The sequence below is a fragment of the Halanaerobium polyolivorans genome (genome assembly GCF_020711195.1).
Taxonomy (GTDB): domain Bacteria; phylum Bacillota; class Halanaerobiia; order Halanaerobiales; family Halanaerobiaceae; genus Halanaerobium; species Halanaerobium polyolivorans.
Genome location: NZ_JAJFAT010000007.1, coordinates 53400 through 71280, shown reverse-complemented (window position 1 = coordinate 71280; position 17881 = coordinate 53400). Strand labels below are relative to the sequence as shown.

General features: G+C 33.6%; 13 protein-coding genes. 3 read left to right on the top strand and 10 right to left on the bottom strand.

Annotated elements, in window-relative coordinates:
- Window positions 1-76: 76 nt before the first annotated feature.
- The 10 genes from galU to LJ207_RS06280 form a co-directional block, all read right to left on the bottom strand.
- A complete protein-coding gene (galU, locus tag LJ207_RS06330) occupies window positions 77-946 on the bottom strand; it encodes a UTP--glucose-1-phosphate uridylyltransferase GalU (RefSeq protein WP_229345255.1) in 870 nt (289 codons plus the stop codon).
- A gap of 24 nt (window positions 947-970) precedes the next feature.
- Complete coding sequence (locus tag LJ207_RS06325) at window positions 971-2845, bottom strand: patatin-like phospholipase family protein (protein WP_229345254.1); 1875 nt, start codon at window positions 2843-2845, stop codon at window positions 971-973.
- A gap of 127 nt (window positions 2846-2972) precedes the next feature.
- Window positions 2973-4718, bottom strand: a complete 1746-nt coding sequence (locus LJ207_RS06320) for a phospho-sugar mutase (RefSeq protein ID WP_439649679.1) — start codon at window positions 4716-4718, stop codon at window positions 2973-2975.
- A gap of 127 nt (window positions 4719-4845) precedes the next feature.
- Window positions 4846-5541 (bottom strand): hypothetical protein, encoded by a 696-nt coding sequence (locus LJ207_RS06315; RefSeq protein WP_229345252.1) that lies wholly within the window; start codon window positions 5539-5541, stop codon window positions 4846-4848.
- 97 nt (window positions 5542-5638) lie between these two features.
- Entirely contained in the window at window positions 5639-7303 is a 1665-nt protein-coding gene (locus LJ207_RS06310; protein WP_229345250.1) for an LPS-assembly protein LptD, read from the bottom strand.
- A gap of 75 nt (window positions 7304-7378) precedes the next feature.
- Window positions 7379-8335 carry a hypothetical protein gene (locus LJ207_RS06305; RefSeq protein WP_229345249.1) on the bottom strand — a complete coding sequence of 319 codons (957 nt, stop codon included), beginning with the start codon at window positions 8333-8335 and terminating at the stop codon, window positions 7379-7381.
- 402 nt (window positions 8336-8737) lie between these two features.
- Complete coding sequence (locus LJ207_RS06300; protein WP_229345247.1) at window positions 8738-10675, bottom strand: S-layer homology domain-containing protein; 1938 nt, start codon at window positions 10673-10675, stop codon at window positions 8738-8740.
- A gap of 92 nt (window positions 10676-10767) precedes the next feature.
- Window positions 10768-11586, bottom strand: a complete 819-nt coding sequence (locus tag LJ207_RS12450) for a leucine-rich repeat protein (RefSeq protein ID WP_369414167.1) — start codon at window positions 11584-11586, stop codon at window positions 10768-10770.
- Between the two features lie 30 nt (window positions 11587-11616).
- Window positions 11617-12429 carry a leucine-rich repeat protein gene (locus LJ207_RS06285; protein ID WP_229345246.1) on the bottom strand — a complete coding sequence of 271 codons (813 nt, stop codon included), beginning with the start codon at window positions 12427-12429 and terminating at the stop codon, window positions 11617-11619.
- Window positions 12430-12583: 154 nt separating this feature from the next.
- On the bottom strand, window positions 12584-13492 hold the full coding sequence (locus tag LJ207_RS06280) for a leucine-rich repeat protein (protein ID WP_229345244.1): 909 nt from the start codon (window positions 13490-13492) through the stop codon (window positions 12584-12586).
- 323 nt (window positions 13493-13815) lie between these two features.
- On the opposite strand from LJ207_RS06280, the gene LJ207_RS06275 reads away from it, so the two are divergent.
- From LJ207_RS06275 to LJ207_RS06265, 3 genes are all read left to right on the top strand, one after another.
- Window positions 13816-14883: a PAS domain-containing protein gene (locus LJ207_RS06275; RefSeq protein WP_229345243.1), complete on the top strand. Its 1068-nt coding sequence runs from the start codon at window positions 13816-13818 to the stop codon at window positions 14881-14883.
- Window positions 14811-16859, top strand: coding sequence for a diguanylate cyclase domain-containing protein (locus tag LJ207_RS06270; RefSeq protein ID WP_369414166.1), 2049 nt, complete (start codon window positions 14811-14813; stop codon window positions 16857-16859). The genes LJ207_RS06275 and LJ207_RS06270 overlap by 73 nt, the downstream gene beginning before the upstream one ends.
- Window positions 16860-17021: 162 nt before the next feature.
- The gene (locus LJ207_RS06265; protein WP_229345235.1) at window positions 17022-17867 is read left to right on the top strand and encodes a response regulator; all 846 of its coding nucleotides are present in this window, start codon (window positions 17022-17024) and stop codon (window positions 17865-17867) included.
- Window positions 17868-17881: the final 14 nt, after the last annotated feature.

Here is a 17881-nt window from a genome sequence, read left to right as displayed (position 1 = left end):
AATTTTTTGCCAGATAAAATTAATCTAAAGAGCTCAGTCGCTTTTTTAACTGCAGCTGAGCATTTTTTTCTTTAATTTAAAACTCTGCCATCAATTCCAAGAGATATTCTTTAAATTCTTCACCCAAATCCTCTCTGGCCAGGGCGAACTCTACTGTTGTCTGTAAAAAGCCAAACTTATTTCCAACATCATAACGCTTACCCTCAAAATCATAAGCATAAACACTTCTTTGTTCTAATAAGCTTTTTAATGCATCTGTAAGCTGGATTTCGCCTCCCTTACCTGGAGGTGTTTTTTCTATAATTTCAAAAATATCAGGTGTAATAATATAGCGGCCTAGAATTGCCAGCCTGGAAGGTGCTTCATCTACAGCAGGTTTTTCTATCATATCTTCTACCTCATACACATCTTCGTCCCTGCTGCTGTATTTAACTATCCCATATTTGCTGACATCTTTTTCTGCAACGGTCTGACAGCCTAAAACAGCTGTTTCTTTGGCTTCATAAACCTCCATCATCTGTTTGATAACCGCTTTTTCTGATCTGATAACATCATCACCTAAAAGAACAGCAAAGGGATCATCACCAACAAAGGTTTTAGCACATAAAATTGCATGACCCAAACCTTTCTGTTCTTTCTGTCTTACAGAATGGATGGTAATCATATCAGAGATATTCTGCACAGTTTCTAACATTTCTGTTTTTCCCTTTTCTCTTAGGGCTTTTTCTAAGGCGGTTGATTTATCAAAGTGATCTTCAATACTCTGTTTGTCCTTAGAGGTTATAATCAGTATATCTTCTATTCCTGCCTCTACTGCTTCTTCAACTATATATTGAATGGTAGGCTTATCTACAATTGGAATCATTTCCTTTGGCTGTGCCTTTGTAGCTGGCAGTAAACGGGTTCCCCAACCTGCTGCCGGAATAACTGCTTTTTTTACCTTCATCCTATCACTCCTCATAATTTTTTATCAAAAACTATAACTTAAATGGATTCCATAACGCTGATCATTTTCTTCAAAGTCATGGGCTGCAAAAAGATCTAGTTCAATTGGCTTTAAACCAAGCAAATAGAGTTTTGCATTAATAGCCGGACCGATAGCAATACTGCCATCTCCCCAGCTTTCTTCGTGAAAATAATCGACAAAAAAGTAACCACCAATATCGGTCATCTGAAAGAAATTTGAAATCTGATAAGGGATCAAAAGCTCATAATTATAATTTAAATTTAAAGCTGCCTGGAATTTAGCCTGATAATCATCTAAATCCTGCCCCTTATAGATCAGGGGTGATTTGGCAATCTCAGTATTATTATAAACAGATTTTAAACCAAGACCCCAGGCAGGACTGAAATCATAGTTAAGTAAATTGGAACTCAAAACTCCAACTTCACTTTTATCTCTGAGATAAAAAACTTCATTTTCTGACCTCCACTGCAGATCATCTCCCATATAGCGGAAGTTACTCCCCACAAGATAATATTCTTCAGACTGTCTTCTCCCAAAACCAGCAGAAAGATTAAAGCGTTGGCCATAAAATTTCATTTTACTTTCATAGTCATCAGCCTGTTCTTCATTTCTGCCGTAAAGCAAATAATAATCAAGGCTGTCTGTCAGCTTCTTGAATCTAAATGAGGCCTCATAATTTTCAGACCAGCTTGATAAGCCAGGACCTAAAAGAGATAAATTTAATCTATTGTAGTAAGCTTCCGCTCCCAGCTGAAATTCATTTAAAGGGCTGCGGAAAAGCTCCTGTTTAAAAAATGAATAATCTCTACCATAATGAATCAAAGGACTTATGCCTCTAGCTTCTGTAACCAGCCTGTCAAATTCTAAATCCCTTAAGGTCTCATCCACATTATAGTATTCTCTTTTTTCAGTTTTGACCTGAGGAATATTCTTTCCGGCAAGCTCTAATTTAAGTTCATCTATTCTCTCTAAGGTCTGCTGATAACCGAGCTCAACCAGGCGAGCGGCATAGTTAAAATCCATAAATGTATAATTACCTACATCAATTGTAATCTCAAAATCTGCATATTGATCTAAGATTTCTCTGGTGTGTTTATCCTGAAGAATTTGAATAAAACGCCCACTAGAACCTATTATTCCCCCATAATCTTCATCTTCTTCCTCACTGGGCATATGGGTAGCAATTACATAATCTGCTCCCAATAAAGTAGCCGACTTAGCAGGTGATGATTCTAAAACCCCGGCATCCATAAAATAGCGGTCATTAAGCTCATGAATAGGAAAATAGCCTGGAATAGAATAAGCAGCCTGAAGCACCTCAGAGATTTTACCTTTGGTCAGCAAATATTTTCTGCCTTCTTTAAGATCAAAACTAAGCTGAGCTGTAGGGATCAAAAATTCTTCTAAATTTTTATTGGGGGCAATTCTTTCGGCAAAAGTATTCATTTTTTCGCTTTCAAGTAGAGCCCTACCACCACCAAATTGAAAGAGACTAGCAAAGGGTGTATCAGTCATAATCTCTTCCAGCTGTTCTATAGAAAGACCACTGCTGTAAAGATTACCAATAATCGCTCCCATACTTGTTCCAACAATCAGATCGATCGGTATATCATGTTCAACCAGAGCTTTTATCACTCCCAGATTGGATATAGCTCTGGCTCCTCCCCCAGAAAGGGCCAGCCCAACAACCGGTCTGTCTTCAATTTGCAGGCGGTTCTGAAAGCCCTCTAAATCCTGAACAAGATAAATTTCACCACCAAATTCTATTGCTTGAGCATCTTCACTTAAAATCAGCTGCTCATCAATTTCAACTGCAGCAGCCCGAAAAGAAATAGTGAAAATTATAACAAGTAGGAGGGCTACAAGAACTTTTTTCAATCAAATCACTTCCTCTAAAATATCATTGGGTAAAACTATTTAAAATTTTTGACAATTTAAATTTAAGGTAAAATAAGGGAGCAAAAGCCCCCTTATTCAATTATATTTTTATTTAATTATTGGCTTATTAAACACTTTTCATAACTGAATCCATCTCAGACATTACAAGTTCTTTAAACTCGGCCAAACTTGCTTCAGCAGCTGCCTGATCTGCTTCCTTAACTGCAAAATAGAATTTAAGTTTTGGCTCTGTACCTGAAGGTCTGATGGTTAATTTAGCTTCACCTTCTAAGAGGTACTGCAGCACATTTGACTGCGGTAGTTTTAACTTTTCTTCTCGATCTTCTTCAAGATAGACTACCTTTGATTCTTGGTAGTCTTTAGCAACCTTAACCTTACGACCTGCTATTTTTTCCGGGCTCTTTGCTCTTAAAGAAGCAAGGGTTTTTTCAATAACTTCCTGTCCCTCTTTACCTTCTAACCTGATAGATTCCAGGTCTTCCAGATAATATCCGTACTGCTCCCGCAGTTCTGCCAGTCTCTGCAGTAATGTTTTACCTTCTTCTTTATATTTTAAAGCCATTATTGCTGCTAAAGCAGCTGCAACAACAGCATCCTTATCTCTAGCATGTTTACCAACTAAATAGCCAAGGCTTTCTTCAAAGCCCATTATAAATTCTTTATCTCCTGTTTCTTCAAATTCGGTAATCTTTTCTCCGATAAATTTAAAGCCTGTTAATACATCAAGTACTTCTACATCATAGTCTGCTGCAATTTCTTTAACCATATCTGTGGAAACAATTGATTTGATAATTACACCATTATCGGGCAGCTCTCCACTTTCACTGCTGCTTTTCAATAAGTAATCGGCAAATAATATCCCGAGCTCATTTCCATTTAAAGTCTGATAATTACCACTGCTGTCTTTAACAGCAGGTGCCAGACGGTCACAATCAGGATCAGTTGCTAGTACTAAATCAGCCTCTTTTTCTTCGGCCAGTTCAAAAGCTAACTCAAAGGCTGAGCGTTCTTCTGGATTGGGACTTTCTACTGTTGGAAAATCGGAATTACCATCTGCCTGTGCTTCTACTACAGCGACTTTAGTAAAGCCCAGTTTATCTAAAACCTGGGGCACTGCAGTAATGCCCGTTCCATGAAGAGGTGTATAAACTATGGACAGATCTTCACCTTTTTCCTCAACTAGCTCTGTATCGATCAGAACATCGATTACAGTATCCTGATATTTCTCATCGATTTCACTGCCAATGTATTCTAATAGATCCTGATCAAGTGCTTCATCTTCATCAATGGTTTTAACTATAGAAAAATCATCAATTTCTTCTATTTCGGCAATAATATCTCTAGCCTGAGCTGGTACAACCTGTCCCCCATCATCCCAGTAAAGCTTATATCCATTGTATTCTGGTGGGTTATGACTTGCTGTAATTACTATTCCCCCAATAGCATCAAGTTCTCTCACCGCAAAAGAAAGCTCAGGTGTTGTTCTCATACCATCAAATAAATATGTTTTTATCCCATTAGCAGCAAGTACTAGTGCTGCTTCAAGTGAAAATTCTGGAGAATTATGTCTGGAATCATGGGCAATTACTACCCCTTTTTCCTGACCATCTTCACTGTAGTTTATTATATAATTAGCTAAACCCTGAGTAGCTTTTCTAACGATATATTTGTTAATTCTATTTGTTCCTGCCCCCATTATACCTCTCATACCACCGGTTCCAAATTCAAGATTTTTATAAAATCGATCTTCAATCTCTGCTTCATCCTCTTTGATGGCTTCAAGTTCTTCTTTTGTTTTTTCATCAAAATAGTCACTCATCAGCCAATCTCGATATCTGGACATATAATTCAAAATTGATCAACTCCTTTGTTGATAAACTTTCAATGATTTTTTCATTCTTATAAAAAGTATTATATCACAAATAATTTTCATAATAAAGTCTGAGTAAAATTATTCCATTTTAATATTTTAAAGTAGATTAAATTCTATATCTGAAATTCAAGGTGAGCCTGCGTCCATATTTATCAGTACTCGCCGAGCCCTTATCATTCAACTGGCGGTCAACTTGAAATCGACTCTGAATTCTCAAATTATCACTGATATCCCAGCTCCAATTAAAACCCAGCCTGTCTAAATAATAATCCCTGTTTAAGAGAGGATCATATTTATTCTGCTGTCTCTGCAAAACAAGCTCCCAGTCATGTTCTTGGCTTAAATCATACTGCAGAGTATACTGAATTCTATAGGTCTGATATGACTTATAATCATATTCAGGCACCAGATAATCCTTATCTCTGAGCAGCAAAACTATTCTGTTGCGGAGCTTTTCACTCAAATAAAAGGTATAATTACCTTCAAGCTCTCTAGTCAAATTATCATAGCTATCACTGTGCTCATAAATTCTCTGCTGACGCTGAATTTTAAGGTAATAATATTCTCCTACTGCCAGCTGCTGCCGATAACGAAGCCAAATTTTATCATAACTATAGTAATCTACCGGGTCTTCTCCATCATCTCCAGGATCAGTATATAGCCTGTCTCCACCTTCTATACTACCCGAAATCACAGGTTGATAGCTTCTAGCCTCAACCCTTCCCCCAAAAAAGCAAGTAAAAAAAGAGAAAAAAAGACAGCAGAGTAAAATTATCAGGCCAAGATTAGCATAATTTTTCACAGAAATCACCCTTTTTTTTATAATTCACGGTTCAATGGATAATTCCTGCATTTTATAGAAATTATTTACAATTAAATATTATATTGTAATTTGATACTTATAATTCTAAACCAAAGATCAGAGCTTCATCTATAAACTCATAACCGATGAAAAAATCAAAACAATCCTCTCTTTTACGAATTCTTAAGTTTATTTCATCCCATTCTTCATTATCTAGATTATAGCTTCCATCTGTATCGATGGCCCAGGCTGATTCGGGCAGCTCACCTGCTAATTCAAGGCTTAAAGCAGGTTTAATTAATCTTTCTTCATCTTCTCTATCATCAGGTAGTGGTGATGTCCCTGAAGTTATTTTATCCTCATAAAATAGGGAGCTGTTTAAAGACAAACGATCAGTTGGATTAGCGCGATGACTTAAACCTGTTCTCAGATTAAAGTAGTGATAATTTTGATCAAAACCACTCTTATAATGATCAAGGCGGTAATTATGACGGAAATGATAGCGAAGACTATCTGTCAGATCAAAATTATAATTAAAATTTAAACCGGCCCTGTATTTGTTTAATTCTATTCCAGCATTTTCCACCCGACCAAAGGCTAAATAAGGGTTAAAATTTAAAACTCTCGGCAAATTAAGGTGGAGATAGGGATAATAATTATAACTTTCTCCATCTACATAACGCAAATTCCAGGGTACAGGTCCTCGATTATAGCTTAAACGGTAGTTTTCTTTGATCAGCTCTTCACTGTCATATTCTCTGCGCAAATATGTATTGATCCCACTTTTATGTAAATAGCTTGAAGTAATATAGTAGCGGTCTCTGTTATCTTCAGCCAGCAGATTTCTTAAATAACCACCTTCTACAGAAAAACCGGGAATACTGTATTCGAGTGAAAGGCTATACTCTTCTTCCTCTTCTTCAATTTTATCTTCATCACTATCATATTCATAAAGATAGTAGTAGCGGTTGATCAAAGTTAAATTATCGCTTAAACGATGAAGATTAGTAAACTCCCTTGTTTCATCTTCATCTCCAGCCCGATAGTAAGATAATTTACCACTATTGCGATCACTAATCTGGTAGGGATAAGAAAGTTCTACAGTTACTCCCTTACCCTGTTCATAGCCAAACTGAGGAAAAGGAATGGTATCACTTAAGGTCTCTCCATCTTCTCCTTCAGGGTCATAGGTAACCGAATAGTAAGGGAGATAAAAAACCGGTATTCCTGCAACATAGGGTACTATATGATAAATTGAAAGGGTATTATCTGGATTAATCCTGATCTCCCTAGCCTGAAAATGATAATGGGGATCTTCTCGCTTACAGGGTGTAAACTCTGCATCTGTCAGTTTACCTTCAAAGGGAGAAGCAGCTATGATATCAAGCCTGGCTCCTGAAAAATAGATTTCTTCTAAACTTCCTTCTGCCCGATAAAGGCTGCCACTTTCTTCTTCATAATTATATTCTAAACTTTCTCCATAAAGTTCTTCTTTATCAGAAGAAATTATGATATTTGATTCTCCTTTAAGCAGCCTGGCTTCGGTATCTAAAATCAATTTATCCGCCCTTATACTATACTCCTCAGCTCTAAAAGAAGCATTCCCTTCAAAAAGGACAAGGGATTCAGCTTCCAAAAATATTATTTCATCTGCCTGCAGGGTATAGCGGGCTGCAGCTGCTCCACTGCAAAGCAGAAGAATAAAAATCGTTAAAAAAAGATATTTAACTGTCTGCTCAGTTATTTGTTTAAATGTAAACAAAGTTATTTCTCCTAACTATTAAAAAACCCGCCCTTCAAGGCAGGTTTTTAAACTAATATGATTTTTTGAGTTTTATTAAAATTTAAATTCAAATGATGCACTAATATTTCTTTCATCTTCTTCATCTTCACTTTCAATTATCTCATAACCAAGTGATAAACCATAGCTTTCATTGATATTAAAACCAAGACCAAGATCCCAGGCTGTCTGAGAGTTAAGGGCTGATTCTAATTCTTCTGGGTCAAGCAGCTTATATGATGCACTAAAAGTAGCCAGGTTATTGAATTCCAACTCTACTCCTGTAATTCTTTGTGTTAACTGATCACTTAAGTTCATCTGATAGCTGGCTCTGATTGTACCCAATGGATTATCATACTGCAGACCAAATACAGTAGAATCTCCATAATAATCTAGATTACCTGTGTAATCTCTAAAATCAGTGTTTTCTATATAGTCAGCTGATACTGTCAGCTGATCACTGGTTCTATAGGCCAGTCCTATATTACGGCTAACTTCACTTTCTTCTCTAAATACTGTTTCTGTACTCCTGGAATTAGCTGAATTTTGACTAAAATCCATATTCTCCAGATCAGTAGTATTTTGTCTTTCCCACCACTCACGATTGGCAAGACTATAGCCTGCTCTGATTAAGGAACGAGAATTGATAAAATATTCAAGCTGTAGATCTGTTTCTGTCTCTAGTTTATCATCAACCATCTGCTGAGAATAATCTGCATTTATAAAGAGATCTGATAAAAGCCTCATTCCAGGAACTTCTTCGACTCCATTTCCTGTCAAATTAAAGGCTTGACTATTTATTTCTATATTATCTATTCCAGTCTGACTATCAAACTGAGAGGCTATTCCTATCAGTTCTTCTCGACCTTCTTCAGAAAAGCCTCTTTCCTGAGACAGGTCAAGATTTTCCATATTTTCTTCTAAGCTTTGATCCAGCTGCTCAGCATCTTCTGCTGCTGCAGTGAATGTAAAGGCCAGAAGAAAAACCAATATCAAAATTAATGCCTTTTTCATCTTTTCCCGCCTCCTCTACTTTAATTTAGTTACACAATTTTATTATAACAGAAAAAACTTGAATTATCCAGAGAATAAATGATATAATTTAAGAGAAATAATTTAAATTTTTGCCCTTTATTTAATATGACTAATAAAAATTTTTTTTTATAGAGAAAAGAAGTTATCTCTAGCAAATTTCCTGCAGGGCATTATTAGGGCCTTTATCTTGGGAGTTATTTTAGCCTTAGGCTGGACTCCCTGGATTGGCCCTATTTTGAGCGCTCTTCTAAGCAAAAAAACTGATTGAAAAAGCAATTTATTTTAACTGCTTTATTTTTTGCTTAATTATACTTTAAAAATTAAAAACATTATTAAAGCCCGGGGTATCCCCGGGCTTATTGTTGTTGATTAAACTTTTATTTAAAAGCTGATAATTAAGCCAGTTTTAATCATCGATGATTTTGTATCAATATCGATATCAGCATAAGTTTGTCCATCAATAAATTCAAAACCTTCAGAGTCGGAGTATTCTGCATCCCCCATTATATAACGTCCGGTAATATTCCAACTAAGATTATCTCTTAAAGCCTTTTCCATAAATGCCTCTAAATATTTATAGTCCAGTTCAAGATCAATTTCTCTGTTCGTTCCATTATCATCAACTTCTCCATCCCAGGAAATATTTTTGTTGACAAATTTAGCACCTAGGGTGGTTCTTTCACTCCAATCATAAGCAGTTTTTAAAGTTACAGTTCTCTCATCCAAACTGTCAAAAAAGAATTCGTTTTTAACAACTTCTACTTTAGCTGAATTATTGAATCCATCCATTTCATTTTCAAATACTATTTCATATTTATCTTTGTCTTCAGGAGTTGATTCATCACCAAACCAATCATCCCAGAAATTATCAGGTTTAACCAGGGTATAATTACCCATCACAGAAGTATTTTCGTTTAAATTATATTTAGCCCCTATTTTATAAAGATCATAAGCTAAGGCAGCTTCTAAATCATGTTGATAGGCAAAAAATTCATCACCAACACTTTCATATACTGCACTTAATTTTAACTGATCAGAAAGCAAAAAGTCTGCATTTAAATTTAGTAAGTAATCATCTCGACTATCACCATCATATTTATATTCATTATAAACATATTCTCCTCCAAAGAGCAGATTATCGTTAAAGTAATAATCATCGATGGCTAAAGAAACATTAGTCAGCCTTTCAGCTGGCACCACGAAATCAACAAATATAGTATCAAAATAGAAATCTATTAATTCTATATTCCAGGTATCAGCATCTCTACGGACCTGATTAATTTTAGTAGTTAATACTCCATAATCAGTTTCACTTCTACCTTCAATCGCAAAGACATCAAGGTCAGAGTCATCACCATAACCAGCTACCAGGAATTTAAGGTCCATATCAAGCTGGTTGGTGCTTAGTTCTACACCCTGAAGATCTTCTTCATCAACAAAATAGCGTGCTATATTGTAATCTTCAAAATCACCCAGTCTCAACTGTAGTTCTTGATAATCAACAGTCAGAAGAGCTCTATCCATTTTAAAATCAACTTGGTCTTCCTCTTGATAATCAAATGCGCTTTTTTCTTGAGTAAATACATTTGTTAGAGTATCCATTTCCAGTTTAAATGCTGCATCACCAAGCTCAGCATCGATGACAAAATCAAGCTCCTGCCAGAATCTCTTTTCAGATGGCAATTCATCCAGGTCATTAATATCATCGATATCTAAAACATCCTCATCAGCCCAAATAGCCATTGCTAAGAGTAATTCCTGTTGATCATCATCATAAGCTGCAGCCTCAAAATAGGTAGCTATATCCAGAGAAAACTCTAGATTATCCTCAGGCACAGCAAGAGCATCAATATCACTCTGCAGTTCAGCCAAATCTGCAGCAATAAGATCTAGTTCAGCTCCCATAGCTTTAAGCTCATCTTCAAACTCAACTGTCAAAGCTTCTACCAGATCTGCAACTTCAGAAGCCTGATTATATGTAAGTCCTTCTCCTAAGTTCTTTTCCAATAAAGATTGAACTATAGCAGCTGTATCTTCTGCCTGTCCCATTGTCAAACCTTCAGCAAGCTCTTCTTGTTCAGCAGCTATGTTCTCTAAAGCTCTATTGACCATGATGGCCATTTCATAACGGTTCATCGTCCTCTGCCCTTTATATTCTCCATCAGGATATCCTTCTACTATTCCTGTCTCAATCAGCTCTTCAATAGCTGAATATGCCCAGTGATCAGCAGGCACATCAGTTAAACTAAGACCAAAAGCCGGCAGAGTTAAAGCTAAAATTAAAACAATAGCTACTGCTAAAGTTATTTTTTTAAGCACATAATTTCCCCCTCTTTAATTAAAATATTACAATATTTAGCTTTATTATATCAGTAGTGGCACTCTATATCCAGAAAAAAAGGGTATTTTTTTTATTCTTTGCTCCAATTGTCTCCATCCCAAATATAAGTTCCAGGACCACCCTCGGAATAGGCCTCCTTAAAAGCATCTGTTTTTTCCTTTGCCTCTGTCCACCCTGATCCAAAAGCTCTTTCACCTATATTCACCTGATCACTAGTCATAGTGATTTTTGTTATAGGATTATTGTAAAAAGACTTTCCCTTAATTTCTTCCACATTATTGGGTATCAAAATTTCTTTAAAGTTGTTTCCTTGAAATGCATGGGCACGAATCTCTTTCAATGAATTGGGTAAAATAACTGATTCAAGTCCTTTTTGCCAAAAAGCTTTGTTATCCCTTCCGCCGCTAATGGTTTCTATTCCTTCTGGAATCTGTATATTCTTTCCGATATCTTTTATATTTGTTATTGAAGATAGTGTAGTAGAAGTAAACTCTGAGAGCTCATAATCATCAGTCGTGAGCAAATAGTGTAAAGAAGAACCATCTATCATAAGATACCATCTTTCATCATCAAAAGACCATACAAAGTCAGCATCTTCAGTCTGAGCTTTAAATTGTCCATCTAAGTAGTCACGTTCCTGTAAAAAGCTTATTAGTTCTTCATCTGATTTATTTACATCAATAAAAGGATCATCTGAATCCATTGCTATTCTAGCAATCGAAGTTACACTGTTCAATGTCCTTAGCTTTGTTTGATCAGCAGATATGTGGGCACGCTCAATAACACCTGAAAACCTCGGCACAGCAATAGCTGAAAGTATACCAAGTATAGCTATTAAAACAATTAATTCTATTAGAGTAAAGCCTGTTTGGCTTTTGCTTCTGCCCACAAACAGCACCCCTTTTTATACGTTTTAATTTTACTGCTTAATCCAATTTCCATCTTCATAGATATAAGTTCCTGCACTTTTATCATTATTTTCGTATACGTCTCTAAAGGAATTATCTCGGTGGAAGACATCCTCACCAATATTAACATTGTCTCCAATCACAATGCGGTCCAAATCCATATTATTTCGAAAAGCATAGTTATCAATATTCTCTAAACTTTTCGGAAATTCTATTTGAGTAAAGCCACCCTCTACTGCTTCAAGCCTGAATGCACTAGTCCCAATATTTGTAACTCCACTGTTGCTAGGAAAAGTTATGGAGGTTATATATTTATCCTCGAATGCTGCATTACCAATATGTTTAATTACCTGCCCATCTAATGAATTGGGTACAAATATATCTTTAGCAGAACCAGTATAAGAACCTATTAACCAGCCATCTCTATTAGCCTGCATCTCTAAACCGTCATTTAAAGAAATTGCATAATACAAACTTTCAAAGATCAAATACCATCTTTCATCATCAAAAGACCATACAAAGTCAGCATCTTCAGTCTGAGCTTTAAATTGTCCATCTAAGTAGTCACGTTCCTGTAAAAAGCTTATTAGTTCTTCATCTGATTTATTTACATCAATAAAAGGATCATCTGAATCCATTGCTATTCTAGCAATCGAAGTTACACTGTTCAATGTCCTTAGCTTTGTTTGATCAGCAGATATGTGGGCACGCTCAATAACACCTGAAAACCTCGGCACAGCAATAGCTGAAAGTATACCAAGTATAGCTATTAAAACAATTAATTCTATTAGAGTAAAGCCTTTTGAGTTATCAACTTTTGGCATCATAATCACACCCTCTGTGATTTGATTAAATATAATAAGCATCTGATAGCTTTGACATCAAAACTTGTCTTTTGAACCCAACATATTGGCTTAGATATTAAAAACTTTTTACAAATTATAAAGTTTTTTTAGAGTAAATTTAATTAATATTTTCTTATTCTTTAATCCAATTTTCTCCATCCCAAATATAAGTTCCAGCACCATTATTTTCGTATTCTTCTCTAAATTGATCTGTATTATCTCCAAAAGCATAATCTCCAATATCTACTTCTGTTGAAGCTATAGTAATTTTGGCTAAATCATTGCCGTTAAATGCATCTCCAGCAATTTTATTTAAGCTTGCTGGTAAATTGATTTCAATTAAATTATTATCTCTAAAAGCTGACCAATGTATTTCTTCTAAATTTTGAGGAAGTTCCATTTTTTCTAAATTATTAGATCGAAATGCTTGATTATGTATTTTTTTAATTTCACTTCCTGCTTCAAAACTTACAGATGACAGGTTTTTTTCTTTAAAAAACCTCTGGTAAATACCGCTTATTTCTTGATCATCTATTTCGTTGGGAATAAAAATTTCAGTAGCATTGCCAGCGTATCTGGTATGATTTCCAGGCCTAAAACCTAAAACACCAGTATATTCTCCATCAGTATGAATATAATTATCAACTAAATCATCTAAAGTTAAAAATGCGCCTCCTCCAGATAAAGAAAATAAAGACCATCTTTCTTCTTCAAAAAGCCAGGCAAACTCAATATTTTCACTTTGAGGTTCAAAATTATCTGGAATATAATCATTATCTGCTAATATCTGCAGCAGAGATTGATTTGTATTAGCTTGATCGATAAATGGATCTGAATGTTTAGATGATCTATAAACCGAAGTTACACTGTTTAGATTTCTTACTGCAGCTTGATCAACAGCTAGTCTTGCTCTTTCTGTTACTCCCGACATTCTTGGTACAGCAATAGAAGCCAAAATACCTAAAACTGCTATAACTACTAAAAGCTCGATCATTGTGAAAGCAGAATTGTCTTTTTTAATAAAACAAATTGTTCTTAGCATAAAATTCACCTATCTTTTACATTTTTAAGTTAATATAACTATATTCACCATATTTGTATTAATTCCTTTATTTATTTTTTTTTAAGCTAGATATTTTCACAACTAAAAAAATCTATTTAAAATGTTTTATTTTGTCAATTAATCAAATATTTATAATTTTTTAAAGGATTATTGTGGTTTTCATCGAAATAAATAATGTAAGTTCTCTGATAATGTTTAGAAAATTTAATATCAAATTATTTTAATAGTTTTTCAAAAGAGTTTCCAAATATAACTAGCGATTATGCTTCAATTAATATTGCTATTGGTGGTGATCTGTTAAAATGAGTAGATATCAATTATTAACTAAAAAAGCTCCAGTTGGTATAATAACATGTGATTTAAAGGGAAATATAAATTATTTAAATGATCATGTACTAGTACTTCTCGGTTCTCCTGGCAGAGAAGCAAGCAAAAAAATAAATCTGTTGGATTTTTATTTATTAAAAAACACTCAGTTCTCTACAAAACTTAAAGAGTGTTTAAAAACTGGTGAAACAAAAATTTTTGAAATGGAATATGTATCTTTATGGGGAGAACATTTTTGGAGCAAGGTTTTTATTAAAGCTATAGATGAAAAAGAAGAAATTACAGGAGCACAAATAATAATAGATGAGATAACAGATTATAAGCTGATGGAAAAAGAACTTGAAACTTATAAAAAAAGATTTGGCCAAGCATTAAACTTTGCCAATGCTGGACTGTGGGAATATGATGTTATTAATGGATCATTGTATTGGTCTAAAGAATGTGAAGCAGTTTTTGGGCTTGATGAAGGTGAATTTGAAGGTACATTTGATGCTTTTTTAAAAAGAATACATCCTGAAGATAAAGATTATGTAATCAAAAAAAATCAACCTATATTAAATCTACAAAAAGATATTCAACTAAAATATGAGCACAGAATAATTAAAAAAGATGGGACAACAAGATGGGTAAAAGAATTAGCAGGTGTAGTAGATAATGATAGCGGCAAAAAAATAGTAGGTTTCATAATGGATATTACTGACCGCAAAAAAACGGAAACAGAACTAATCTCTACTAAAGAAATGTATGAAAATATTGTGAAAACACAGAAAGAAATGATTTGTAGATTTTTACCTGACACAACTTTAACATATGTAAATGATGCCTACTGTAGAAATTTGGCTAAAAACAGAAAAGAACTTTTAGGCAAAAAATTTCTTAGCTTTATCCCTGAGAAAAGACATGATATGATATTAAAGCATCTTGAAAAGCTTGCCGAAAATGAAGCAGAAATCACTTATCAACACAAATATTGTCTGAAAATGGTAAAAATATTTGGCATGAATGGACTGACTACCCAATCTATGATGAAGAAGGTAATATAAAAGGATTTCAATCTATGGGTTTAGATATCACGGAAAGAAAAGAGCAGGAAAAAGAAATTACTTTTTTAGCTAATGCAATGAAAAATGTATCAGATTCAGTAATGTTAACTGATGATGAATTCAAAATAAAATATATTAATCAAGCTACTGAAAAGCTATTTGGCTATAACTTAGATGAATTAAAAAATAAAACTCCAGATATATTTAATGTTGAGCCATCAGCAGATAAAATCCAGCAAGAACTGTATGATAAAATATCAGCTGGGGAAACTTATAACGGTGAGTATTTAAACAAAAGAAAAGATGGCTCCACATTTGTCTGTGAGTTTAAAATAACACCAATAAAAAATAACCAAGGAGAAATTTATGCCTATAGTGGAATACAAAGGGATATCACTGAAAAGAAAAAACAGCGTAAAAAATTGAATTTTCAACTTCAGTTTCAAAAAACTCTTGCCGAAATATCCAGATTATTATTTGAAGTTAATTCTGCAAATATAGACAGGAAATTAAATAAAGCCTTAAAAAAGATAGCGAAGTTTTTCAATGTAGATAGAAGTTTTATATTTCAGCTTTCACAAACAGAAAAACTTATGTATTATAGCCATGATTGGTGTGCTGAAAATATAAAATCTATTAAGGATGATATAAAAAGTATGCCTCTAGATAATTATTCCTGGTGGACAAAAAAACTATCAAATGATGAAATTATAAATATTAAAGATGTATCTGAGCTGCCAGCTGATGCTAAAGCAGAAAAAGGATTTTTAAAAACTTATGGTATTGATTCATTAATTGTTATTCCAATGTTTATCGATAACAATCTATTCGGCTGTTTTGGCTTCGATTATAAAGTCGAAATGATCAAATTTAGCAAAGAAAATATTCGTTCTTTAAAAATATTTACTGATGTTATTAAAAATGCTTTTGCTAAACATTTAAATAATCAAAGAATAATTGAGCTGAGTTTTAATGATAGTTTAACAGGTCTCTATAATAGACGTTTTTTTGAAGCAGAATTAGAAAGACTTGATACCAAAAGACAGCTGCCAATCAGCTTTATTATGGCAGACATCAATGGCTTAAAACTTATTAATGACTCTTTAGGCCATGAAAAAGGAGATCAGCTGCTTATCAAAAGTGCTGAATTACTAAAAGAAGAAACAAGAGATGAAGATATAATAGCTCGTTATGGTGGAGATGAGTTTGTAATATTATTAACTAAAACAAAAAATGAAATTGCTCAAAAAATAATAGATAGAATCAAAGCAAAAACAAAAGAAACTGCAGATGATGAATTAACAGTTTCAATAGCATTAGGTACAGCCTCTAAAACTAAATCAAGTCAAAATATAAATAGTGTTTTGAAAAAAGCTGACGATAATATGTACCAAAATAAATTATTAGAAAGCCGCAGTACTAAAAGTAAAATAGTTAAAGGGCTATTAAATAGCCTGGAGGTAAAAAGTAATGAAACAAAAGAACATACTTTAAGGATGAAAGAATTAGCTGCTAAGTTTGCTAAAAGATTGGGTTTAAGTAATCTAAAATTAAACAGATTATCTCTGCTTGCTAGTTTACATGATATTGGCAAAATTACTATAGATAAAGAAATATTAAATAAAGCAGATTCTTTAACAAATAAAGAGTGGGAAATAATGCAATCTCATCCTGAAACAGGTTATAAAATTGCAAGCTCTTCAAAAGAATTTTTTGTAATAGCCGAAGAGATATATGCTCATCACGAAAGATGGGATGGAAGTGGTTATCCCAGGGGCTTAAAAAGAAAAGAAATCCCATATTTAGCCAGAATAATTTCAATTATAGATGCTTATGATGTAATGACTAATGAAAGGCCCTACAGCAAGGCCATAACTAAAGAAAAAGCCCTGGCAGAAATAAAAAAATGCGCGGGCAGCCAATTTGATCCAGAACTTGCTGAAGAATTTACTCTAATGATGCAAAATAATTCTTAAAATTAAGCTAATAAAGAACAAAAAGCAAATATCTGTTATTAAATATAACTCTAGCTCTTCTAAACTGCTCTAAGAGCTTATAATAAGCTTTAACTCTCATAAATAATTTACGATAATATTTATGGATAACAATAAAAATAAGCTGAAATTAAGGAGATAATTATGGCTAATATTTTAATAATTGATGATGCAGCACTGATAAGAAAAAGAATAAAGAACATTTTATTTTATGATAACCACAAAGTTTTTGAATTAGAAAGTGCTAAAACTATTAGAAACAATTCTTTTTTAGAGAAGTTCCCTTTAAATAAGATAGATGTCATATTTTTAGATATTTACCTAAAAGAAGAAAACGGTTTAGATGTCTTAAAATATTTAACAAAAAACTATCCTGAAATCGATGTAATTATTGTGAGTGGAGAAAACAAAATAAGCACTGTTACTACAGCAGTTGAATTAGGAGCAAAAGACTTTATAGCAAAACCTTTTGACAATCAGATGCTTTTAAAAAAATTAAGTAAAATTCTTGAGCAGCAAGATAAAGAGGGAAAAGAAAAAGGATTAAATGAAAATTTAACTAAACAGCTAAATTCATTCAACAGAGATTTAAATCTAGAATTAAATAGAACTTTAAGGTCTGCTCTAGCATTATCTCTACTCAAAATTAGTTTTAAAAATATAGATGATAAAAATACTATCATTGAAATAAAAAATGATATCACAAGCAGTATCAGAGATATAGATCGAGTATATTTTCTTGGTCATAAAGAATTATGTTTTCTGCTGCCTTTAACTGATAAAGAAGGCAGAAAAGTTTTCCGCAAAAAAATTGAAGAAATAATCTTAAAAAAAGAAAATAATAAAACAAACAAAGATCTTTTGATTCATGATATTACCTTTCCGGTCGATATTAAAGATGATTCTTCAAATTTAGATTTTGCTGAGCAAAAGAAATATCAAAAATTAATTAGAGAAAAATTAGAAATAAAAAAACCACCTGGGAATTAGCTCCAGGTGGTTAA